General features: G+C 73.5%; 19 protein-coding genes and 1 riboswitch. Of the genes, 12 read left to right on the top strand and 7 right to left on the bottom strand.

The annotated features are described in order from the left end of the window. Window positions 1–980, top strand: a 980-nt coding sequence (locus tag IE244_RS22145) for a cytochrome c oxidase subunit I (protein ID WP_191875276.1), incomplete at its 5' end; no start/stop codon positions are given. Next, window positions 977–1,321, top strand: a complete 345-nt coding sequence (locus tag IE244_RS22140) for a cytochrome C oxidase subunit I (protein ID WP_191875275.1) — start codon at window positions 977–979, stop codon at window positions 1,319–1,321. The genes IE244_RS22145 and IE244_RS22140, both read left to right, overlap by 4 nt. 100 nt (window positions 1,322–1,421) lie before the next feature. Here IE244_RS22140 and IE244_RS22135 read toward each other — a convergent pair whose 3' ends face one another. Continuing rightward, complete coding sequence (locus IE244_RS22135; RefSeq protein ID WP_191875274.1) at window positions 1,422–2,108, bottom strand: DUF6445 family protein; 687 nt, start codon at window positions 2,106–2,108, stop codon at window positions 1,422–1,424. Between the two features lie 283 nt (window positions 2,109–2,391). Here IE244_RS22135 and IE244_RS22130 point away from each other — a divergent pair, with 283 nt between their 5' ends. Then, complete coding sequence (locus IE244_RS22130) at window positions 2,392–3,102, top strand: DUF4142 domain-containing protein (protein ID WP_373305764.1); 711 nt, start codon at window positions 2,392–2,394, stop codon at window positions 3,100–3,102. An 18-nt stretch (window positions 3,103–3,120) separates the two neighbouring features. Here the strand turns inward: IE244_RS22130 and IE244_RS22125 are convergent, their stop codons facing one another. Then, the gene (locus IE244_RS22125) at window positions 3,121–3,465 is read right to left on the bottom strand and encodes an ArsR/SmtB family transcription factor (RefSeq protein ID WP_191875273.1); all 345 of its coding nucleotides are present in this window, start codon (window positions 3,463–3,465) and stop codon (window positions 3,121–3,123) included. 78 nt (window positions 3,466–3,543) lie between these two features. After that, a riboswitch (cobalamin riboswitch) is annotated at window positions 3,544–3,747 on the top strand. A 29-nt stretch (window positions 3,748–3,776) separates the two neighbouring features. Here IE244_RS22125 and nicT point away from each other — a divergent pair. After that, a complete protein-coding gene (nicT, locus tag IE244_RS22120; protein WP_191875272.1) occupies window positions 3,777–4,883 on the top strand; it encodes a Nickel transporter NicT in 1,107 nt (368 codons plus the stop codon). Here nicT and IE244_RS22115 read toward each other — a convergent pair. Together IE244_RS22115 and thrS are read right to left on the bottom strand one after the other, a co-directional pair. Continuing rightward, entirely contained in the window at window positions 4,880–5,845 is a 966-nt protein-coding gene (locus IE244_RS22115) for a nucleoside hydrolase (protein ID WP_191875271.1), read from the bottom strand. The two genes, nicT and IE244_RS22115, sit on opposite strands and share 4 nt — an antisense overlap. Window positions 5,846–5,938: 93 nt before the next feature. Beyond that, the gene (gene thrS, locus IE244_RS22110) at window positions 5,939–7,174 is read right to left on the bottom strand and encodes a threonine--tRNA ligase (RefSeq protein WP_191875270.1); all 1,236 of its coding nucleotides are present in this window, start codon (window positions 7,172–7,174) and stop codon (window positions 5,939–5,941) included. A 311-nt stretch (window positions 7,175–7,485) separates the two neighbouring features. Here thrS and IE244_RS22105 point away from each other — a divergent pair, with 311 nt between their 5' ends. Then, the gene (locus IE244_RS22105; protein WP_191875269.1) at window positions 7,486–8,268 is read left to right on the top strand and encodes a hypothetical protein; all 783 of its coding nucleotides are present in this window, start codon (window positions 7,486–7,488) and stop codon (window positions 8,266–8,268) included. Between the two features lie 275 nt (window positions 8,269–8,543). Here IE244_RS22105 and IE244_RS22100 read toward each other — a convergent pair whose 3' ends face one another. Then, window positions 8,544–9,887 carry a helix-turn-helix domain-containing protein gene (locus IE244_RS22100; protein ID WP_191875268.1) on the bottom strand — a complete coding sequence of 448 codons (1,344 nt, stop codon included), beginning with the start codon at window positions 9,885–9,887 and terminating at the stop codon, window positions 8,544–8,546. 110 nt (window positions 9,888–9,997) lie between these two features. On the opposite strand from IE244_RS22100, the gene IE244_RS42100 reads away from it, so the two are divergent. Next, window positions 9,998–10,186, top strand: a complete 189-nt coding sequence (locus IE244_RS42100; RefSeq protein ID WP_229854262.1) for a hypothetical protein — start codon at window positions 9,998–10,000, stop codon at window positions 10,184–10,186. Between the two features lie 98 nt (window positions 10,187–10,284). Continuing rightward, window positions 10,285–11,526 (top strand): amidohydrolase, encoded by a 1,242-nt coding sequence (locus tag IE244_RS22095; RefSeq protein ID WP_191875267.1) that lies wholly within the window; start codon window positions 10,285–10,287, stop codon window positions 11,524–11,526. Between the two features lie 2 nt (window positions 11,527–11,528). Here the strand turns inward: IE244_RS22095 and IE244_RS22090 are convergent, their stop codons facing one another. Further along, window positions 11,529–12,692, bottom strand: coding sequence for a hypothetical protein (locus IE244_RS22090; protein ID WP_191875266.1), 1,164 nt, complete (start codon window positions 12,690–12,692; stop codon window positions 11,529–11,531). An 81-nt stretch (window positions 12,693–12,773) separates the two neighbouring features. After that, the gene (locus IE244_RS22085; RefSeq protein WP_229854267.1) at window positions 12,774–13,928 is read right to left on the bottom strand and encodes a PP2C family protein-serine/threonine phosphatase; all 1,155 of its coding nucleotides are present in this window, start codon (window positions 13,926–13,928) and stop codon (window positions 12,774–12,776) included. 164 nt (window positions 13,929–14,092) lie between these two features. On the opposite strand from IE244_RS22085, the gene IE244_RS22080 reads away from it, so the two are divergent. The 5 genes from IE244_RS22080 (at window position 14,093) to IE244_RS22060 (ending at window position 20,799) form a co-directional block, all read left to right on the top strand. Then, on the top strand, window positions 14,093–14,575 hold the full coding sequence (locus IE244_RS22080; RefSeq protein ID WP_191875264.1) for a hypothetical protein: 483 nt from the start codon (window positions 14,093–14,095) through the stop codon (window positions 14,573–14,575). A 351-nt stretch (window positions 14,576–14,926) separates the two neighbouring features. Continuing rightward, entirely contained in the window at window positions 14,927–15,862 is a 936-nt protein-coding gene (locus tag IE244_RS22075; RefSeq protein ID WP_191875263.1) for a hypothetical protein, read from the top strand. Window positions 15,863–16,193: 331 nt separating this feature from the next. Continuing rightward, complete coding sequence (locus IE244_RS22070; RefSeq protein ID WP_191875262.1) at window positions 16,194–17,150, top strand: endonuclease/exonuclease/phosphatase family protein; 957 nt, start codon at window positions 16,194–16,196, stop codon at window positions 17,148–17,150. A gap of 38 nt (window positions 17,151–17,188) precedes the next feature. After that, window positions 17,189–19,132: an FUSC family protein gene (locus IE244_RS22065; RefSeq protein WP_191875261.1), complete on the top strand. Its 1,944-nt coding sequence runs from the start codon at window positions 17,189–17,191 to the stop codon at window positions 19,130–19,132. A gap of 71 nt (window positions 19,133–19,203) precedes the next feature. After that, window positions 19,204–20,799, top strand: a complete 1,596-nt coding sequence (locus tag IE244_RS22060) for a VWA domain-containing protein (RefSeq protein WP_191875260.1) — start codon at window positions 19,204–19,206, stop codon at window positions 20,797–20,799. Window positions 20,800–20,915 lie beyond the last annotated feature (116 nt).

The following is a 20,915-nucleotide window of genomic DNA, read 5'->3' as shown; positions in this document are numbered from 1 at the left end:
ACGTCTTCGACGCCGCGAACGGCGGAGTCCTGCTGTGGCAACACCTCTTCTGGTTCTTCGGCCATCCCGAGGTGTACATCATCGCCCTGCCGTTCTTCGGCATCGTCACCGAGGTCATCCCGGTCTTCTCCCGCAAGCCGATCTTCGGCTACATGGGGCTCGTCGCCGCGACCATCGCGATCGCCGGCCTGTCCGCGACGGTGTGGGCGCACCACATGTACGTCACCGGTGGTGTGCTGCTGCCGTTCTTCTCCTTCATGACCTTCCTGATCGCCGTCCCGACCGGGGTGAAGTTCTTCAACTGGATCGGCACCATGTGGAAGGGGTCCGTGTCCTTCGAGACACCGATGCTCTGGGCCACGGGCTTCCTGGTGACGTTCCTCTTCGGCGGACTGACCGGCGTCATCCTGGCCTCGCCGCCGATGGACTTCCACGTCTCCGACTCGTACTTCGTGGTGGCCCACTTCCACTACGTCGTCTTCGGCACGGTCGTCTTCGCCATGTTCTGCGGATTCCACTTCTGGTGGCCCAAGTTCACCGGCAAGATGCTGGACGAGCGCCTCGGCAAGATCACCTTCTGGACGCTGTTCGTCGGCTTCCACGCCACGTTCCTGGTCCAGCACTGGCTGGGCGCCGAGGGCATGCCGCGCCGCTACGCCGACTATCTGGCCAGCGACGGCTTCACCGCCCTGAACACCCTCTCCACGATCGGCTCGTTCCTGCTCGGCCTGTCGATCCTGCCGTTCCTCTACAACATCTGGAAGACGGCCAGGTACGGCGAGCCGGTGGGCATCGACGACCCGTGGGGCTACGGCCGTTCGCTGGAGTGGGCGACGTCCTGCCCGCCGCCGCGGCACAACTTCGTCACCCTGCCCCGGATCCGCAGCGAGTCCCCGGCGTTCGACCTGCACCACCCCGACATCGCGATGAGCGAGCAGGAGGTCCAGGTCCCGGTGCGGACCGACCGGGGCGAGGGGTGACCGGTACGCCACGGCGGGGCGCCGACGGCGCCCTGGCCGACGAGGTGGAGGGGTACCTGCTCTGGCAGGCCCGGATCGCCGAGGCGGAGCAGCGCGCGCGGGAGTTCGCGGGGCCCCTGGAGTGGCTGACGACCGGGCAGCGCGAGGAGATCGAACGCCGGTACGTCGCCGACAGCCTGCAGCGGGCCCGGGCGGACCTGGAACGGATCGCGGCCCGGTGCGCGTCGCTGCGCACCGAGTACGAGCACCGCTACCAGGAACTCCGGCGGCGCTGCGTGGGCGTGGCCCTGGCGGTGTGCGCGGGCTGCACGGCGGTGGCGGCGCTGCTGCTGGTCCTGTGACGCGAGGCCGCACCGCGCAAGGTGCCGTGGACGCTGGGACAGGGGACGGCACGCGAGGTGGGCGCGAGGAGCCCGGGGGGTTCAGCGGGGGGCGTCCGCCTCACGCCATCCAGAAGAAGACCGCCGTCATCCGCTTCTCCTCCAGCGTCCTGCCGCAGTAACGGGTGGCGCTGTGGACGAGGTTGGCGTTGTAGAGGAGCAGACGGTTGTACTTGTGCGGGACGCGGACGTCCTCCTCGAAGTGGTCGCCCGGCACGAAGCGGGTGCCCAGGGCCTCGACGAGGTTGTTGTGCGGCGCCTGGACGATGTTGCCGCCCAGCCGGCCGCCGGGCAGCGACTGACGGTAGAAGGCGGTGCCGCAGTCCTTGGGGACGTCCGGGTTGAGGTAGAGCACGGCCGCGTACCGGCACAGCGCGCGGGAGTCGGTGTGCGGGCGGGGCTCGCTCTCGCCCTCGCCGACCACCTGGACGCAGTTGTGGTTCAGGGTGCCGCCGCCGGGCGTCTGCTGCACCCACAGCTCCTTCGCCCCGGTGGCCTTCCTCACCAGGCCTTCGATGCGGGAGAGTTCGCCGGGCTCCAGTCCGGGCATCGCGCGCAGACCGGGCCAGGTCTCGGAGGTGTACGGGTAGCCCTTGACCCAGTCGTCCTTGGCCAGGCACCGCTTCCGCACGGCGTCGATCTCGGGCAGGGCGTCGTCCAGCACCCAGTAGTCGCGGCCCTTGGTGGGCTTGCGGTAGGGCAGGACGGGGAGGGCCGCGGGCATGCGGGGAGGTGGCTGTGGGGGCATGCCGCGAATCTAGGACCGCGTTTCGGCCGCCTTCTCCCGGAGACGGGTCAATCTTTGGCCAACCGTTTGTCATGTGCACCAACACATGGCAATCACCGCCCAGGACCTCGGCGTCCGGGAATTTTTACCCGAACCTCAGAGACGAATCGCTCCCGCGTCCGTACTGCTGTGCGTCCGAACCGCCCGCGCCGTCACCGTGGGCGGGATCCACGACCGGGCAGGAGGCACGGTGCGCTTTTCGCGGAACGCGACGGGAACTCTCTTCGTGGGCGGTGCGATGGCCATGACCCTCGTGGCACTGGCCTACCCGAGCATGCTCGGGCTGAACACGGTCACCGCTGCCCAGGACCGCGTCATCGCCAACACCCAGTGGGGTCCGCTCACCGAGCAGGACCGGGACTTCGTCGTGAAGGTGCGGGCGGCCGGTCTGTGGGAGTACCCGGTGGGGCAGATAGGGCTGCAGAAGGGCACGACGCCGGCGGTCATCACGGCCAGCAAGCACCTGGTCGACGGGCACGCCGCCCTGGACATCACCTGCCGCAAGATCGCGCCGATGCTGAACGTCACGCTGCCCGACCTGCCGAGCCCGCAGCAGCAGGGATTCGTCAGCCAGCTGAAGGCGGACAGCGGGAAGAAGTTCGACAGCGACTTCGCCAACATCCTGCGGATGACGCACGGCGCGATCTTCAACACCATCTCGAAGATCCGGTCCACGACCAAGAACTCGCTGGTGCGCGCCCTCGCCGACCAGGCCAACAACACGGTCCTGGACCACATGACGGTGATGGAGAAGACGGGCCTGGTCGACTTCGACCAGACCCTGTTCCAGCAGACGACCCCGCCGAAGCTGCCCGCCTCCGACCTGACCCCGCCGCCCCCGGCCGCCGGCCAGCCGGAGGTGGTCCTCACCCCACCGCCGAACGCGACGTCCACCCCCGTCGACATCAACGGCATCACCGGCGCGGGCCCGAGCCCGAGCCCGAGCGTGGGTTAGGCCGGCCGGGGGCGCGTCTCAGCAGTGGTCCAGCACCGCGCGCACATCGGCGTCCACCACGCGGTACCGCACCACGCGCCCCTCCTTCTCCCCGGCCACGACACCCGCCGCACGCAGCAGCCGCAGGGCCTGGGAGACGGCGGGGTCGTTCATACCGGTGGCGACGGCCAGGTCGGAGACGGCGAGCGGACCGGTGCGGTGCAGGGCGAGGAGCAGGGCGAGCCGGTTGGCGTCGGCCAGCAGCGAGAAGCGGCCGGCCCAGGCGCGCACCCGCTCCGCGTCACCGATGGCGGCGATCGCGTCGCACACCCGGTGACCGTCGATGGTGCGCCGGTCGGCTCGGTCGGCAGGCACGAGATGCATGGCGTCATCCTCGCAGGCGGCTCTGTGATCTTGAATACCTGCACGGGTGCGCAGCTATGCAGCGGAGTGCCCGCGCCCGTACGGTGGGCGGGCCGTGGTGCTCGGGAAGTCGGTGACGGCCCTTCAGGGTCCATGCCGACGCGGCCCTCGCCACTGTGATCGGGGAGTCCCCGTCCCGTCCGGCAACCGCCGGGCCACTGGTCGGTCGTACGACTGGGAAGGCAGGGGCGGCGGACATCGGCACCCGTCAGCCAGGAGACCGGCCACGGCAGCTCACGAAGTGATCCACGAGGTGCTGGAGCGTGAACCCGATGGCCGATGCTGCGTCCTTCCGCTGGCGTCGCGAGGACACCCTGAAGACGGCGGGGCTGCTGGCGGTGATCGTCGCCCTGCACGTCGTCGCCTTCGGGATCCTCTTCCTGCTGGTCGTGCCCGAGCACTACAAGGTCGGCACCGACGTCTTCGGCATCGGGCTCGGTGTCACCGCCTACACCCTCGGCATGCGGCACGCCTTCGACGCCGACCACATCGCCGCCATCGACAACACCACCCGCAAACTGATGGCCGACGGCAAGCGGCCGGTGTCCGTGGGCTTCTGGTTCGCACTCGGCCACTCCAGCGTGGTGGTCGTGCTGGCCGCGCTGATCGCCGGCGGAACCCAGCTCGCCGGCAAGGTGATGGACGAGCACTCCCGCACCCACCAGGCGCTCGGCTTCCTGGGGACGACGATCTCCGGCACGTTCCTCTACCTCATCGCGGCCCTGAACCTGGTCGCCCTGACGGGCATCGTGAAGGTCTTCCGCGCGATGCGCGCCGGGACGTACGACGAGCGGGAGCTCGAACAGCACCTGGACTCCCGCGGTTTCATGAACCGGATCCTCGGCCGGCTGACCAAGTCCGTCAGCCGGCCCGGCCAGATGTTCCCGCTCGGCTTCCTCTTCGGGCTCGGGTTCGACACGGCCACCGAGGTCACGCTGATGGTGATGGCCGGCTCCGGCGCCGCGGCGGGCCTGCCCTGGTACGCGATCCTGTGCCTGCCGCTGCTGTTCGCCGCCGGCATGAGCCTGTTCGACACACTGGACGGCACGTTCATGAACTTCGCCTACCAGTGGGCGTTCTCCCACCCCGTCCGCAAGGTCTTCTACAACCTCGCCATCACCGGGCTGTCCATCGCCGTCGCCTTCTTCATCGGCACGATCGAGCTGGTCGGCGTCCTGCACGAGAAGTTCGGCCTGCACGACGGCGTCAGCGGCTGGATCGCCGGACTCGACCTGGACAACGTCGGCTACCTCATCGTCGGCCTGTTCGTGGTGGTGTGGGCGGGGGCGCTGGCCTACTGGCGCATCGCCCGGGTGGAGGAACGCTGGACGGCCTCCGGCGCGGCCTCCACGAGCGGCGCCGCCCCCGCCACGGACTAGCGCTCCACCGTCTCCAGGTACAGCTTCACGTAGCGGTCCACGTCGACCTCCAAGGCCACGTCCACCAGGGCGTGTTCGCGCTTGCCCTCGTGGATCTCGGACTCGCCCGGGCGTGGCCGGCGGTCGACGATCGTCTGGCCCCGGGCCGGGCCGGGCGCCAGGGACACCTCGACCGGCAGCAGGCGGGTGGTGAGGCCGGCCGGGTCGGCGACGGCACACACGGCGCCCGCGTCGCCGAGGCCGCCCGCCTCCTCCGCCTCCGGGGCCTCGCCCTGGGTGGTCGGCCGGTGCGCGAGGAGTTCGCCGGCCAGCCGGGTGCCGGGGTCGCTGCTCGCGCGCAGCCGGTGGACGTCCGGGGCGTCCACGACGACCCGCATGAACACGTCGAGGCCGTACATCGTGATCGGCACCCCGGCCGTGAGCAGGATCGCCGCCGCCTCCGGGTCGTGCCAGACGTTGAACTCGGCCACGGGCGTGGCGTTCCCGACGGCCACCGCGCCGCCCATGAAGACGATCCGCTCGATGTTGCGGGTCACCTCCGGGTGGGTGCGCAGCAGCAGGGCGATGTTCGTCAGCGGCGCGGTCGGGATCAGGGTGACCGGGCGTGGGGAGGCCAGGATCTCGCGGCGCAGCAGGGTGACGGCGTCGACGTCCGCCGGGGCGCGGGTCGGCGCGGGCAGGCCCAGGTCGCCCATGCCGTCGGAGCCGTGCACGTGCCGGGCCGGGCGGGCGGGTTCGATCAGCGGGCGTTCGGCGCCCCGGCCCACCGGGATGTCCGGGGCGCCCGCCTGCTCCAGCACGGTCAGGGTGTTGCGGACCACGCCGTCGACGTCCGTGTTCCCGGCCACGCAGGTCACCGCCCGCAGGTCCAGGCCGGGGTGGCGTACGGCGAGCAGCAGGGCCAGGGCGTCGTCGACGCCGGTGTCGCAGTCGATGATCACGGGGATGGGCTGACCGGTCACAGCGGACTCCTTCGTCGTACCGACGCTCAAACCCTAGATCAACGCCCGGCGGTCAGCTCTGCATCATCCCCGCGGTGATCAGCCGGACCGCGATCAGTCCCACAGCGCGGTGCCGCGTGCGGCCACTTGGGCGGCGATCCGGGCCAGCAGCCCGGGCACCGGCAGCTCCCCGGGGCGCCGGCCGTCCCGCAGGCGTACGGCGGCCAGTCCGGCCTCGGCCTCACGGGCGCCGATCACCGCCTGGTACGGCACCAGACGGGCCGCGCGGATCCGGGCGCCCAGGGTGCCCTGCCCGGGACCGGCGAGCTCGGCCCGCAGGCCCAGCTCCAGGGCCTGTTGGACGACCGCCGCCGCCTGCCCGGCCTGCTCCTCGGCGACCGGCAGCACCACCAGCTGGAGGGGGGCCAGCCAGGCCGGAAAGGCGCCGGCGTGCACCTCGACGAGGTGGGCGACGGCCCGCTCGACGCTGCCGATGACGCTGCGGTGCACCATCACCGGCCGGTGCTTCGCGCCGTCGGCGCCGATGTAGTGCAGGTCGAACCGGGCCGGCTGGTGGAAGTCGATCTGCACGGTGGACAGGGTGGACTCCCGGCCGGCCGGGTCGGCGATCTGCACGTCGATCTTCGGGCCGTAGAAGGCGGCCTCGCCCTCCGCCTCCTCGTACGCCACCCCGGACGCGTCCAGCACCTCCCGCAGCAGCTCGGTGGCCCGGCGCCACAGCCCGGGATCGGCGACGTACTTGCCGCCCGCGCCGGGCAGCGACAGGCGGTGGCGTACGGCCTCGATGCCCAGGTCGGCGTAGGCGCGGGCGATCAGCTCCAGCGCGGCACGGGCCTCCTGGACCGACTGTTCCAGGGTGCAGAAGATGTGCGCGTCGTTGAGCTGGATGGCCCGCACGCGGGTCAGGCCGCCGAGGACGCCGGAGCGTTCGGCGCGGTACATGCCGCCCAGCTCGGCGATCCTGAGGGGCAGCTCGCGGTGGCTGTGGGAGCGGGAGCGGTAGATCAGGGCGTGGTGCGGGCACAGGCTCGGCCGCAGCACCACCTCCTCGGACTCATGGGGGCCCAGCTTCATCGGCGGGTACATGTCGTCGCTGTAGTGGGCCCAGTGCCCGGAGATCTCGTAGAGCTCCCGTTTGCCGAGCGCGGGCGAGTACACGTGCCGGTACCCGGCGCGGCGTTCCGCCTCGCGGATGTACTCCTCCAGGGTGTGCCGGACGACCGCGCCGTCGGGCAGCCAGTACGGCAGGCCGGCACCCATCAGGGGGTCGGTGTCGAACAGGTCGAGCTCGCGGCCGAGACGGCGGTGGTCGGGCAGCCGGTCGTCCATGGGGGGCTCCTCCTCATGCGGAGAGGCGAACGCCCCGTGACACGCCAGAAGCCCCGGGGCGGTCGCCCCGGGGCTTCGATGCTGGTCAGGTGTCAGCGCGCCGGGACGGTCTCCGGCGTCGTCGTGCTCTTCGGGTACTGCTGGGCGCGCTGCATGCGGCGACCGTAGCAGCGCGGGAAGCCGCGGAGCGAGGCGTTTTCCGCCGTCCGCTCGGCCGTCACCCGGACGGACGGGAGCGCTGGTGGGGCGGGCGGGGCGGTGGTGCCGTGAGAGCAGGCACCCCACCGGTCCGCAGCCCAGGAGACATCTCCATGACCGACGCGATACGCCCCCACGGCCTCCTGTCCTGGCTCACCGTCGCCGGCCTGCTCGCCCTGGGCGGCTGCGCGGCCCTCAGCCTGAAACAGCCGGCGACCGCGCCCCAGCCCCTGCCGACGATCGACAGGCGGACCCCGGCGCCGAAGCCGAGCGCGCGGGCCGACGGTTCCACGCTCACCGACGAGCAGGCGCAGGCCGCGCTCATCACCCAGACCGACCTCGGCGCCCCCTGGACGCCGACCGGGGGTGCGGCGACCTGGCGGGACGGGCTGCTGAAGGCGACCACCGAGGCCGGCGACTGCCAGCCGCTGCTGGACGCCCTCTACTCCGACGAGCTCCTCGGCGGCCCCGCCCGCGTCGCGATCGGCCTGGACGACACCCACAACGACGCCCAGCTGCGCTACCAGATCGCCGCCCGGCGCCCCTCCGACGTGGACGCGGCGCTGACATGGCTCGCGTCGATGCCGGCGCAGTGCGCGCGGTTCACCGCCACCACGGAACTCGGGATCATGGAGGACGTCCAGGTCACCGACGCCCCGCTGCCGGAGGTCGGGGACGCGCGCCAGGGGCTGCGCGTCAGCATCGACGCCGTGACCACGGACGGGCAGGAGGCCCTGCTCTCGCTGGAGGTGGCCGCCGTCCGGGTCGGCGCGGACGCCTTCGTCCTCACCAACGGCGGTCTGGGCGACGTACCGAACGACGCGACCCAGGCCGCCGTCCAGGTCGGTGCGCTGCGCCTGGCGGACATCCGCAGACAGGGTCGCGCACAGGTCTGAGCACCACCCTGCCCCCCTTCCCTGCCCCCCTTCCCGGGCCGGCCTCCCTGTGCCGGAACTCGTCCCCGGTCACCGCCGCCCCTGCCCCGGGTGCCCCGACTTCCCCGAGCCGCCGTGCAACCCGGACCGCTGCGCGTGCGTACAGGTACTGCACGCCGCGCACGGACCCACATCGCAGGGGCCCCGATGACGACCGCACGCACACCTTCCCGCCCGCGGCGGCGGGCCCGGCGCGGGGGTGTGCCCCGTGGGGGTGGGCGGCGTCGCGCCACGGGTCACAGCGGCGGCTGGGCCGGGGCGGGGCCGAGGGTGGTCGTGCCCGGGGCGGTGCGGTGGCCGAGGCCGGTGCGGTAGGCGTCCAGGGCGGCCTCGACGCGGCCCGTGCGGCGCAGCAGGTCGCCGAGGAGACGGCACAGGTCGGCCAGGTCGCCGGCGGCGCCCGCGCGCTCCAGGAGGCTGAGCGCGCGGACGTAGTGCTCCTCGGCGGCCTCGGTGTCCCGGGCGTCCTCGGCGATGATGCCGAGCAGGCGGTGGGCCGCGGCGGCGTGCACCGCGCCGCGTTCGGAGGAGAAGTCGCCGAGGACGCCCTGGAGGAGCTCGGCGGCCTCGGCGGACTTGCCGCGGCGGTGCAGCACGTCGGCCAGTTCGACGGCGGCCTGGCTGCGGTAGAGGGCGGCCCGGCTGCGCGCGAGCATGGTGTGCGCCTGGCGCAACTCGTCCTCGGCGCGCTCCAGTTCGCCGTTCTGGGCGCAGACGTAGCCGCGCATCCAGTGGCAGTTGGCCAGCTCGGTGCGCAGCCGCAGCTGGCGGTACAGCTCGGCGGCCTTGGCGAGGGAGGCGTCGGCCTCGGCGACCCGGCCCTCGGCGATCAGGGTGCGGGCCACCGAACGGTGCATCCGGGCGATCAGCGCGGGGTCGGCGGCCTGCGGCGCGAGCGCGAGGGCGAACTCGGCGGCCTGGGCGGCGCGGGCGTGCGCGCCCATGTCCATGTACGGGCCGATGACACCGGCGTAGAGCAGGAGCAGGGCGTCGGGATCGTGCAGTCCGCCGCGGTTCAGTTCGTCGAGGGTGGATTCCAGGAGGTAGACGGCGTACCGGAGTTCACCGGCGAGGTAGTGCGCGACCGCGCGTCCGCGGACGGCCGGCACGCGCACCGGCAGGCACTGGTCCGCGAGCTGCTCCTCGGCCCGCTCGAAGCACTCCCGCGCCCGCGTCAGCTCCCCCGTCTCCAGGGCGCACTCCCCGAGCCCCAGCAGCGCGGTGGCCTGCTCTCGGCCCAGCCCGTGCCCCTCCGCCTCCGCGCGCAGCGCCGCGTACTGGACGGCCGCCTCCTCGGCCCGGCCGTCGGCGAGGACCCGCTGGGCCTCGGTGAGCCGCAGCCTGAGATCGGTGGCGAGGTGGGCGGGCCGGCCGACGGACAGCTCCTCGAAGGCCACGCCGAGCCGGCCGGCGATGTGCCGCAGCGCCTCGTCGGAGGCCCGCACCCGGCCCGCCTCCAGGGTGGAGATGTAGGCGGGCGTGTAGGCGGGCTCCGCCAGCTGACGCTGGGTCAGCCCGCGCTCGGTGCGCAGCTGCTGTACACGCCGCCCGATGACGGCCGGATCGTCCCGGTCCTGCATCCTGTGGCCCCCAACTCCCCTGTGTGCTCTTGCCGTCAGGCGTCGGCACCCCTAGGTTAAACGGCGAATTAAGCCTGCTTAATACGCTGCTGTCGTGTTGCGAGGTCGCCGTGATCGGACGTACATCCGCACCCTTCGAACGGCCCACCACGAGGTATGCCAGAGGCGTCGCCGCGGCGGTGGTCGCCGTGACGGCGCTCGTCCTCGCGGCGAACGCGGGCCCGGCGCGGGCCGCGGTGCCCCAGGGTCCGGCCGTGCACACCACGCTACAGACACGGACACAGACCTCCCACCGCTGACGGCACCCCGACCACCCCTCGCCCACGGCACACCCGGGACCCACCACTCGAACAAATGTGCCGTTACGTTTCGGACAGATGGTGCCTAGCCTTCCCCCATGACCTCCACCGCCGCACGCACCGCCCTGGACCTGACCTCCGACCTCCCGGTGACGGACCTGGAGGACCTCTACCGCGACCTGCACCGCCACCCCGAGCTGTCCCTGCGCGAGCACCGCACCGCCGGCACACTGGCCGGCCGGCTGGCGAAGGCCGGGTACGAGACGACGGAGGGCGTCGGCGGCACCGGCGTCGTCGGCCGGCTGCGCAACGGCGACGGCCCGACCGTACTGCTCCGCGCCGACATGGACGCGCTGCCGGTCCAGGAGGCGACCGGACTGCCGTACGCCTCGCGGACGGACGGCGTGATGCACGCCTGCGGGCACGATCTGCACGTCACCTGGCTCACCGGTGCCGCCGCCGCGCTGGCGGCCGGACGCGACACCTGGCGGGGCACGCTGCTGGTGGTGGGCCAGCCGGCCGAGGAGACCGGGCAGGGCGCGGCGCGGATGGTCGCGGACGGGCTGTACGAGCGGTTCGGCCGGCCGGACGTCCTGCTCGGCCAGCACGCCGCCCCCGGTCCGGCGGGCCTGTACCCGCACGCACCCGGTCTGATCATGTCGGCGTCGACGGACGTCGACATCGTCGTGCACGGCAGGGGCGGGCACGGCTCGCGCCCGGAGGCGACGGTGGACCCGGTGGTGACGGCCGCCTACCTGGTCACCCGGCTGCAGACGGTGGTGTCGCGGGAACTGGCGGCGGGCGAGGCCGCGGTGCTGACCGTGGGCCGGATCGAGGCCGGCACCCGGCACAACATCATCCCCTCCGAGGCGCGCGTCTCACTGAACCTGCGCAGCCGGTCCGAGGAGGTACGGCAGCGGATGCTGGCCGCGATCCGGCGCATCGCGCACGGCGAGTGCCTCGCCGCCGGCTGCCCGCGCGAGCCGGAGGTGACCGTCGGCAGCACCTTCCCGGTGACCGTGAACGACGCGGCCACCGACACCACCGTGGCCGCCGTGCACGGCGAGGTCTTCGGCGCGGACACGGTGTTCGACCCGGGCCCGGCGATGGGCAGCGAGGACTTCCCGGAGCTCGCCCTCGGCTCGATCCCGTACTCGTACTGGTTCGTCACCACCACCCCCGCCGAGGTCTGGGAGCAGGCCCCCGGTGACACGTTCCCGGAGAAGTTCGCGGCCGTGCCGAGCAACCACAGTCCGCACTTCGCCCCCGACCTGCCCACGATCGGCCCCGGTGTCCGCACCCTCGTCTCGGGGGCGCTGGCCGTGCTGTCGGGGGCCTGAGGCTACGGGGCCGCCTGGAGCTGGCGCAGGTGCTGCTGGACGTTCTCCAGCGCACCGCTCTGACGGCCGGGCACCCGTAGCCTCAACTCCGCCAGTGCGGAGCCCAGTTCACGGGCCGCTGCCGCGTCCGTGATCCGTCCCCACTGGTGATGGGCGCGGTCCACGGCCGCCTCCACGGCAGGCGAGTCCACCGTCTGCCCCGCCCCCAGCCGGGTCCGGGCGACAGCCAGCCAGGCGCGGCAGCTGCGCACCGGATCGCCGGCGAACATCGCGAGATCGGCCCGCACTTCGGCCCAGTGCAGGGCCTCGTCGGAGGCGGAGCCATGAGCGCGGACGGCCAGCTGCTCATGCCGGGCGGCGAAGCCGTCGGCATCGACATGCCGCCCGTCCCGCACGGCGGCACTGATGGCGGCGTGCGGGTCCTGGCCGGTGCCGGTGGCGGCGTGGACGTGCGGCCCGGTGCGGAGGGCCGCGTCGGGACGCGGCCGGTCGTGGCGGACGGGCGGGTGGGCGGACGGGGGCCGGGCAGCGGCGCCCCCGGCGACGGCGAGCACCAGATCGCGCCCCGCACCGGCCCCGCCGATCCGCACCAGCGCCTGCTCGTGCAACGCGGCGAGCGGCGGCCGGCGGCCACTGCGCAACAGCGTCGCCACCGCCTTCATGTACGCGGGCTCGGCCGGACCGCGGCGCCCGCCCGCCGCCGCCACCCGTCCGTGAACGGTGCTGTGGGGCCCGCAGTCCAGCCCGTGCTCGGCGACGTACCGCCAAGCCTCGCCGTCCGCGTGCAGGTCCAGCACGAGAGCCGTGTCCGCGGCGGAGCGCAACCGCAGCTCCTCCCGGACCCAGTGCCACGGCAGCCCGGTGTAGCGGACGGTGGCCGCGGTGGTGCGCGCCAGCGCCAGATGCAGCAGCCGCTGCCGGCGGTCCAGCTGCAGCTGGCCGGCGATGTACACGGTCAGCGGTCCGGGCGCGGCCGCGGCGGCACGCAGCCGGGTCAGCACGGCCTGCGGCTCCAGCGGGTCGGCGAGTTCGACGACGTGGGCGGTGTCGGCGCCGGACAGCACGGCGGGGGCCACGGCGGCCAGCACCGGAAGCACACCGGCCGCGTTCACCAGGCGCCCCCGGCCCACCGGCGAGGCCGCGAGCAGCAGCACGGTTCCGGGCATCGGTCCTCCCCCTGTAGCCCCTGTCGGCCCTGATCGGCTCTCCTGCCAGCACCGTAACCGCTGCGGCCGCGAACCCGCGCCTCAGGACCGCAAACGTCCCTGTTCGGGGCCTTCGCCCTGCGCCTGCCGTATCCGCCGCACGGCGAACACCGTGGTGTCGTCGTCCAGCCGGCCGCCGCCGTGCCGCAGGACCCCGTCGCGGATCCGGCGGACCAGTCGCCGGGGCTCGGCGCCGTGCTCGTCGGCGGCGAGCGCGCGGGCGATGTCCCGGGCCAGCGGATAGAAGTCGTCCGACCGGTCGCGGGCCTCGGTCACCCCGTCGGTGACCAGCAGCAGCGTCTCGTCGGCGGCCAACGGCACCCGGCGCACGGGCGGCAGGCCGTCCACGAGGTCGCCGAGGCCCAGCGGCAGCCCTTCCCCGCTGGGCAGCTCGCGGACCCCGTGCGGGCCGACGGCGAGCGGGGCCTCGTGGCCGAAGTTGACCATCTCGACGGTGTCGGGGGCGTCCTCGGGGAAGCCGACCAGCACGGCGGTGGCGAAGCGGTCGCCGTCGTCCCGGCCCAGCGCGCAGCTGTGCGAGCGGTGCCGCAGCATCCGGGTCTCCAGGCGTGCGGCGACGGTCGCGACCTCCTTCTCGTGGTAGCCGGCCTCGCGGAAGGTGCCGAGCAGCGCGGCGGCGGTCTCCACCGCCGCCAGCCCCTTGCCCTGCACGTCGCCGACGAGGAGGCGGGTGCCGTGCGGGCCGGGCTGGATGTCGTAGAAGTCGCCGCCGACCCGGGCGTCGACATCGGCCGCCAGATACACCCCGGCGTGTTCGAGGCCCCCCCAGCGCGGCGGCAACGGGCGCAGCACGGTACGCCGGGTGGTCTCGGCGATGTCCTGGATGTGCAGCGTCTGCTTCTCCTTGCGCACGCGCACGGCGCAGGCCACCGTGGCCAGCAGGCCGCCGAGGGCGACCAGGACGAAGTCGCCGAGGCCGGCCTGGTACTCGCCGGGCCAGGCGCTGTCGACGACGACGTACGTCACCACCGCGAGTGCGGCGAAGGCGCCCGTCGCCCACACCCCGCAGATCGCGGCGGCCGTGCCGGGGACCAGCACGATCCAGGTGATGATCCGGAACCGCTCGCTGGTGTTGAGGTCCAGCAGCACGATCGCGACGAACAGCAGCAGGGGCGGCACCCAGGCGACGCTCCGGCCGCGTACGCGCAGCAGCTGGCGCTGCCGCCCGTACTCCATCTCCGTCACGGCGGGCAGCCCTCCAGGTTTCTCGGCGTCTCCCAGCGAAACACGGGGGAGAACCGGCCGCATCCGGGCACCCGTCACTCTCCTGGCCGACTTGCCAGGCCCTGCCCCCCGGTGTGCTCTGGAAAGCGGGGGCAAGCAGAGAGAGGAGTCCTCTCATGGCTCAAGCGGCACCCGCGCCCGGGGGTGTGCCCCGCGCCGGCACCAGGCCGGAGATCGGGGCTCGGACGTCCGAGGGGCGCGCCCGCCCGCCCGACGTCTTCGACGCGCGCACCCATCGCATCGCCCACATCGCCGTCCCGGTCGTGCTGGGCCTCGTCTACGGCTACTGGGTCGCGGCCGACGCCCGCCAGGGCGGGCCCATCACCGGCGGGAACCTGCTGCTCGGGTGGATCAGCGCGCTGGTGTTCGCGGTGGTGTGCATCGCCCTGCTGACGCTGGCCCCGCGGATGCCACGAGAACTGCACGCGCTGCTGTGGACGGCGTTCGCCGGTATCGCGTTCGGCTTCCTCTACATCCAGACGGGCCACTCGGTGTGGCGGTCCGTGCTGATGTCGCTGCTCGTCGCGGGGTGCACCTTCGTCACGTTCTTCTACCGCTACTACACGCGCGAGGACGCGTTCGGCCACCGCGTGCGCTGAACGCGCGGACCGCGACGGGAAGTGCGCGGGCCCCGGCCGATCGGAGCCGGGGCCCGTGCACTCCCCTGTTCCCCTCTTCCCTCACCCCCGTCACGTTCCGGCTCCACGGGCCGGAGAGCGCGAAGGAGCGAAACCACTTCCGCTCCAGCCGCAGTTGCGGGGCCCCGCCGACACGTGGTGGCAGCCCCGCGGGAGGGTGGTGGTACGCATCAATCGCCTCCTTCTCCCCCCAGGAAACACCCGTTCGGGTCAACCCTCCACCGGAGAGCGCGGACACCCGTTCGGCCCGGCCGTCGCCCGAACGCAGTCCCCCCGCTCGCGTGCGCGCCCTGCGGGCCGTTGTCTGGAAGCGTGCCCCCACGTCTCAGGAGCGCCCTGTCGGCCGTACTCCTCGCCCTGTCCTGCGCCCTCGTGCCGTTCGGCGCGCTGGCGGCCTGGGCGGCGTACGGGCTCACCGACACGGGCCGGTACGTCACCGCGATGGCGCCGCTCGCCACCGACCCGGACGTGCGGGAGGCCGTCGCGGACACGGTCGGTGACGACATCCTGCGCGCGGTCGACCAGCACCTCGACGTCCGGCCGGTGCACGGCTCCGTCCGCCCGTTCGTGCACGACGCGGTGCGCTCCTTCACCCAGACCGAGGCTTTCCAGCTGGCCTGGGACACCGGCAACCGGGTCACCCACGACGCGGTCCTGCGCGCCCTGCGCGACGACGACGGCGACACGGCCGGACGTCCGGTCACCGTCGACCTCGCCCCCGTCACCGACCAGGTGAAGCGTCAGCTGACCCGGGACCATGTGCCGCTCGCCGCCCGCATCCCGGTGGAACACACCGCGGTGTCCGTGCTCCCGGCGGACCGACTGGCCTCCCTCCGGAAGGGGTTCCACGTGCTCGAAGTCGCCGGATTCTGGCTCCCGACGGCGGCCCTCGCCTTCGCGGCCGCCGGAATCGCCCTGGCCGTCCGCCGCCGCCGCGCCGTCGCCGCGACCGCGCTGGGCACGGCCCTGGGCGGCGGGCTGCTCGCCCTGGCCCTGGCCGTCGGCCGCGGCCTCACCCTCGCCGACCTGCCCGAAGGCGTGTCCCACCCGGCCGTCGGCGCGGTCTACGACGCCCTCACCAGCACCCTGCGCACGGTCTCCTGGCTGCTGCTCGGCCTGGGCCTCACGGTGGCCCTGGCCGCATGGCTGACCCGCCGGCCACGGCCGGCCCACCCGGCCCGGAACCACCCCGCCCCGGACCCACCCGCACCGGCACCGGCCCCACCGGTGTCCACAACCTGCAGATGACGTCCCTGGGTTGCCTCCAGCGACGCGGGTGAACCCGGCGCGGACGGAACACGCACCCGGGACCGGGACCGCGGCCGGACCGGGACGAGGACCGGCACCGGCACCGGCACCGGCACCGGCACCGGCACCGGGGCCCACAACCTGCAGATGACGTCACCGGGTTCCCCCCAGCGACGCGGGTGAACCCGGCGCGGACGGACGACCCACCCCGCCCACAGCCCGCGACCGCACCCGGGGCCGGTGTCCACAACCTGTGGACGGCGTCGTCGAGTTGCCCCCCGGCCCCACGGATGTCCTGGCGCGGGCGGACGGCCCCCCGTAGGCTCGGCCCGTGAACCGACGCCCCGGACGCAGGCTCGGCGCCTGGTGTGCCGGACTGCTGCTCGCCGGAGTCGGTGTGGTGGTCGGCTGCCGGATCGCCGACACCGACGGCGTCACCCCCGTCCCCCAGCTGCTCGCCTTCCTGCCCTGGCTGCTCGTGCCGACCGGCTTCGCGCTGCTGTGCGCGCTGCTCGCCCGCTGGTGGCCGGGCCTGGTGTGCGGGATCGCCGTACTCGGCCTGCTCGCCTGGTACCTGGAGCCGTACGGCAAGGTCACCGAGCCCGGCGGTCCGCCGCTCGCCACGCTGCGCGTGCTGACCTCCAACGTGGAGTTCGGGCGCGGCGCCCCCGCCCTGGTCCCGCGGATCCGCGGCCTGCGCCCGGACGTCGTCTTCGTCGAGGAGTGCGAGGACACCTGCCGGGCCGCGCTGGAGGGCGACTTCGGGACCGCCTACCCGTACCGGCAGGCGGTCCGCGCGGCCGGTTCGCACGGCTCCCTCATCCTCAGCCGCTTCCCGCTGCGGCCCACCGCGGGCGTGCGCGGCACGATGGGCATGCCCGGCGCCGTCGCCGACGTACACGGCCACGCCGTACGCCTCCAACTCGCCCACCCCATGCCGCCGCTGCCCCAGCAGATCGGCCTGTGGCACCGCGAGCTCGGCAGGCTGCGCGCCTTCGCGGCCGCCGACACCCGCACGCCCACCATCCTCGCCGGCGACTTCAACGCCACCGAGGACCACGCGGCCCTGCGCCGCATCCTCGACACCGGTCTGACCGACGCCGCACGCCTCGCCGGAGACGACCGCATCGCCAGCTGGCCCGCGCGCACCGCCTCCGTCATCGGCGCCCAGATCGACCACGTCCTGCTCTCCCCGGACTTCACCGCGACCGAGGCCCGCTTCCTGCGCGTGGCCGGCACCGACCACCGCGCCCTCGTCGTGGATCTCACCCTCCACCAGCGCGGATGACGCCGGGGGGAGAGCGGCGGGCCGGTGATAATGGCGGCATGTCGCGCGAGTTCCCCATCGGCCTCACCCCTCCCGACTGGCTGGTCCGGAACCTCCGCCCCCAGCAGGCCCCCGTCAACAAGGCCGCCGTCGCCCGCGCCGCCGTGGCCATGGCCCTCCCCCTCGCGATCGGCCTGGCCACCGGATACCCGGCGTACGGCGCCCTCGCCTCCATGGGCGCCCTGTCCGGCGTCATCGGCGACACCGCCGACGCCTACCGCCTGCGCATCCTCAACATCGCCGTCCCGCAGCTCTTCGGCGCGGTCGGCGTGACGCTGGGCACGCTGGTGTACGGCCACGGCTGGTACGCGGTCGTGGCCGTCACCGGCGTCGCGCTGCTGTCCGGCATGATCTCGACGATCGGCGCGGTGGCGTCGGTCTCCGGCCTGCTCCTGCTGCTGAACTGCGTGGTGGGCGCCGGCCTCCCGCTGCCCCGGCCCTGGTGGCTGGCCCCGGCCCTGATGACCGGCGGCGGCCTGCTGGTCCTCCTGCTGGCCCTGCTGGCCTGGCCGGTGCGCTCCGGCGTGCCGGAACGCACGGCGGTGGCCGCCACCTACCGCACGGCCGCCACGCTCCTCGCCGTGGCCGGCACGGACCGCACCGAGGAGTACGACGACGCCCGCCGTGCCGTCACCCAGTCCCTCAACCAGTCCTACGACCTGATCCTGGGCCGGCGCGCCCGCCAGCACGGCCGCAGCGTCGAACCGACCCGTCTGCTCGCCCAGTTGAACGCCATCACGCCCGTGGTGGAGGCCGCCCCCGCCGCCCACCTGGCCGGCCGCCCCCTTCCGCAGCGGATCCCCGAGGCGCTCCACCACCTGGCGCAGGCCGTCGAAACCGGGTACACGGGCCCGATAGCGCTCGACCTCCCGGTACCGGTGACGGAGACCGCCCGTGCGGTGGACCACGCCCTGCGCCACACGGCCGAGGTCGTCACCACCCCCGACGTCGACCCCCGGGGCATCGACGACCGCCTGGGCCGCCCCGCGGCACTCGGCATCCGCACGGCGCGAGCGGCCCGCAACGTCGTGCTCTCCGCCAACTCCTGGCGCTACGGCCTGCGCCTCGCGGTCTGCATCGGCATCGCCCAGGCCCTCGTCTCCCTGATCCCGGTGCCGCGCTCCTACTGGGTGGCCCTGACGATCACCTTCGTCCTGAAGCCGGACTTCGGTTCGGTCTTCTCGCGCGCCCTGCTGCGCGCCCTCGGCACGGTGGCGGGCCTGGTGATCGCGGCGGTGGTCCTGGCGGAGGTCCCGCTGGGCTGGTGGGACGTGCCGGTGATGCTGGTGCTGGCCCCGCTGATCCCCGCCCTGACCCCGCGCGGCTACGGCTACCAGACCGCGGCGATCACCCCGGTGATCCTCCTCCTGTCCCACATCCTGAACCACCAGGGCACGGCACTGCTGCTGCCCCGTCTGGCGGACTCGCTGCTGGGCTGCGCCATCGCCCTGACCGCCGGCTACCTCCTGTGGCCCGAGAGCTGGCGCACCCGCGTCGGCGACCACCTGGCCGACGCGGTGGCGGACACGGCGACGTACGTGGAGACGGCCTTCGCCCCGGCCGACGACCCCGCCGCCAGGGCCCGCATGCGCCGCCGCCTCTACCGCGACCTGTCGGTGATCCGCACGGAGTTCCAGCGGGCGCTGACCGAGCCACCGCCGACCGGTCGTCGCGCCGCAGCCTGGTGGCCGCTGGTCGTGGCGGTGGAACGTATCGTCGACGCGACGACGGCGGCCCGCGTCCGGGTCGGCCACGGGGCGCAGCCCCCGTCCACGGCCGAGGTCGCCCAGATCTCCCTGCAGCTCCGGGAGCTGTCGGAGGGCGTACGCGACGCCGAGACCCTGACACCGGTCCGCACGGATCTCGCTGGTCCGGCCGGCAGTGTGCTGGAGCCGCTCCGCCAGGAAGTCGCGGCGGCCCGGTCGCTCGCTTCCCCCCACTGACCGCTTCGCTAACCTTACGTGTCCGTCCTGGCCAGGGATCGACGGGCATCAGCTCACGAAGGGTTGCGCACATGGGCATTCTCACTCTCCTGCGGAACGCATTCGGCCGCTCACGCAAGGCGCGCGCCGCCGAGGCAGAGGGTGCGGACCGCCTGCCGGCGCAACCGCCCACACCTCCCGCCCCGGAAACCCCCGAGCCCTCCAGGCTCCCCGAACCCTCCAAGCCCTCCGAGCCCGCCAAGCCCTCCGAGTCCCTCGAGACCCCGGAGACCGCGGAGACGGCGGAGACGGCGGAGACCGCGGAGACCCCCAACACCCCTGAGCCCCAAGGCTCGACGCCCACCGTCCCCGAGCCCCGCCGCTCGGCGCCCAACGAGCACGAACTGGTGTCGGCGGCCTTCAACAACGTCCAGGTACCGCGCCCGTCGGAACCCACGGAGGACAACCTCCACCCGGAACCTGCCACCCCGGAAGAGCCCGAGACCTCCACCGAGCCCGAGCCCGAGCTCACCGAGGCAGCAGCCGAGACCCCCACCCAGCCCGAGCCCGAGCTCACCGAGGCAACCGCCGAGACCCCCACCCAGCCCGAGCCCGAGCTCACCGAGGCAACCGCCGAGACCCCCACCCAGCCCGAGCCCGAGGCCACCGAGACAGCCGCCGAGACACTCGCAGAGCCGGAGCCCGAGGAGAAGCCGGAGCCCGAGGCCCAGGTCGAGGAACAGCCCGCCGAGTCGCCCACGGAGCCCGAGGCCCCGGTCGAGGAGAAGGCCCGGCCCGAGAATCAGGCGGAGCCGGAGGCCGAGGTGGCGAGCGCGCCGCCGGCCGCCGACGGCGAGGACGCCCCGCAGGGGCCACCCGCACCCGACGACGAAACCCGCACGGGTGGTGCGGGTGGGAACGAGAACCCCGCCGAAGGCGAAGCCGAGGCGAAGGACCCGGAGCCGCAGGCACCCGCACCCGCACCCGCCGACGCCACGCGGAAGCCGACCCCCGCCACCCCCCTCACCAGGGTCAAGTCCCGCACCCCCGCCCTCGCCGCCGCCTACAAGGCCGCCACAGCCACCCTCAAGAAGACCGACCTCACCGGCACCCGAGCGAAGCTCTACCTCGTTCTGGACCGCTCCGCGAGCATGCGCCCGTACTACAAGGACGGCTCCGCCCAGGCCCTCGCCGACCAGACCCTGGCCCTCGCCGCCCACCTGGACCCCGACGCCACGGTCCACGTCGTCTTCTTCTCCACGGAGGTCGACGGCACCACCGACCTCACCCTCACCCCGGACCACGAGACCAAGATCGACGACGTCCACGCCGGCCTCGGCCGTATGGGCCGTACCAGCTACCACGCCGCCGTGGAAGCCGTACTCGCCCACTACGACAAGCACACGGACCAGCACGCGACCCCCCGCACCCCCGCCCTCGTGGTCTTCCAGACCGACGGCGCCCCGGACGCGAAGACCCCCGCGACCCAGTCCCTCACGGCGGCGGCCGAGTCCCACCCCGGCCTCTTCTTCTCCTTCGTCGCCTTCGGTGACCACGACAACAAGGCCTTCGACTACCTCCGCAAGCTGAAGACCGGCAACGCGTCCTTCTTCCACGCGGGCCCCACCCCCCGCGAGCTGACCGACGCCGAGCTCTACGAGGGCGTACTCGCCGACTGGCGTCCGTAACGCGCAGTCACCGTAGGCAGCCCCTCGGGCCGCCCCTTCCCACCCTGCAAAACGGGAAGCGGGCGGCCCACCCCTGTCGGCTACGATTTCAAGGTTCGAAACCGCAGAAAACGCGA

This window comes from Streptomyces filipinensis (assembly GCF_014649495.1).
GTDB lineage: Bacteria > Actinomycetota > Actinomycetes > Streptomycetales > Streptomycetaceae > Streptomyces > Streptomyces filipinensis.
Note: the sequence above shows the minus strand (reverse complement) of the source record. Positions and strands in the feature narration are given on the sequence as shown.

Bases quoted from the DNA above. Each gene is read 5' to 3' on its own strand.
- IE244_RS22135 (WP_191875274.1), bottom strand. From the start codon at position 2,108: ATGCCCCCACAGCCACCTCCCCGCATGCCCGCGGCCCTCCCCGTCCTG.
- IE244_RS22130 (WP_373305764.1), top strand. From the start codon at position 2,392: ATGACCCTCGTGGCACTGGCCTACCCGAGCATGCTCGGGCTGAACACG.
- IE244_RS22125 (WP_191875273.1), bottom strand. From the start codon at position 3,465: ATGCATCTCGTGCCTGCCGACCGAGCCGACCGGCGCACCATCGACGGT.
- nicT (WP_191875272.1), top strand. From the start codon at position 3,777: ATGGCCGATGCTGCGTCCTTCCGCTGGCGTCGCGAGGACACCCTGAAG.
- thrS (WP_191875270.1), bottom strand. From the start codon at position 7,174: ATGGACGACCGGCTGCCCGACCACCGCCGTCTCGGCCGCGAGCTCGAC.
- IE244_RS22105 (WP_191875269.1), top strand. From the start codon at position 7,486: ATGACCGACGCGATACGCCCCCACGGCCTCCTGTCCTGGCTCACCGTC.
- IE244_RS22100 (WP_191875268.1), bottom strand. From the start codon at position 9,887: ATGCAGGACCGGGACGATCCGGCCGTCATCGGGCGGCGTGTACAGCAG.
- IE244_RS22095 (WP_191875267.1), top strand. From the start codon at position 10,285: ATGACCTCCACCGCCGCACGCACCGCCCTGGACCTGACCTCCGACCTC.
- IE244_RS22090 (WP_191875266.1), bottom strand. From the start codon at position 12,692: ATGCCCGGAACCGTGCTGCTGCTCGCGGCCTCGCCGGTGGGCCGGGGG.
- IE244_RS22085 (WP_229854267.1), bottom strand. From the start codon at position 13,928: ATGGAGTACGGGCGGCAGCGCCAGCTGCTGCGCGTACGCGGCCGGAGC.
- IE244_RS22080 (WP_191875264.1), top strand. From the start codon at position 14,093: ATGGCTCAAGCGGCACCCGCGCCCGGGGGTGTGCCCCGCGCCGGCACC.
- IE244_RS22065 (WP_191875261.1), top strand. From the start codon at position 17,189: ATGTCGCGCGAGTTCCCCATCGGCCTCACCCCTCCCGACTGGCTGGTC.
- IE244_RS22060 (WP_191875260.1), top strand. From the start codon at position 19,204: ATGGGCATTCTCACTCTCCTGCGGAACGCATTCGGCCGCTCACGCAAG.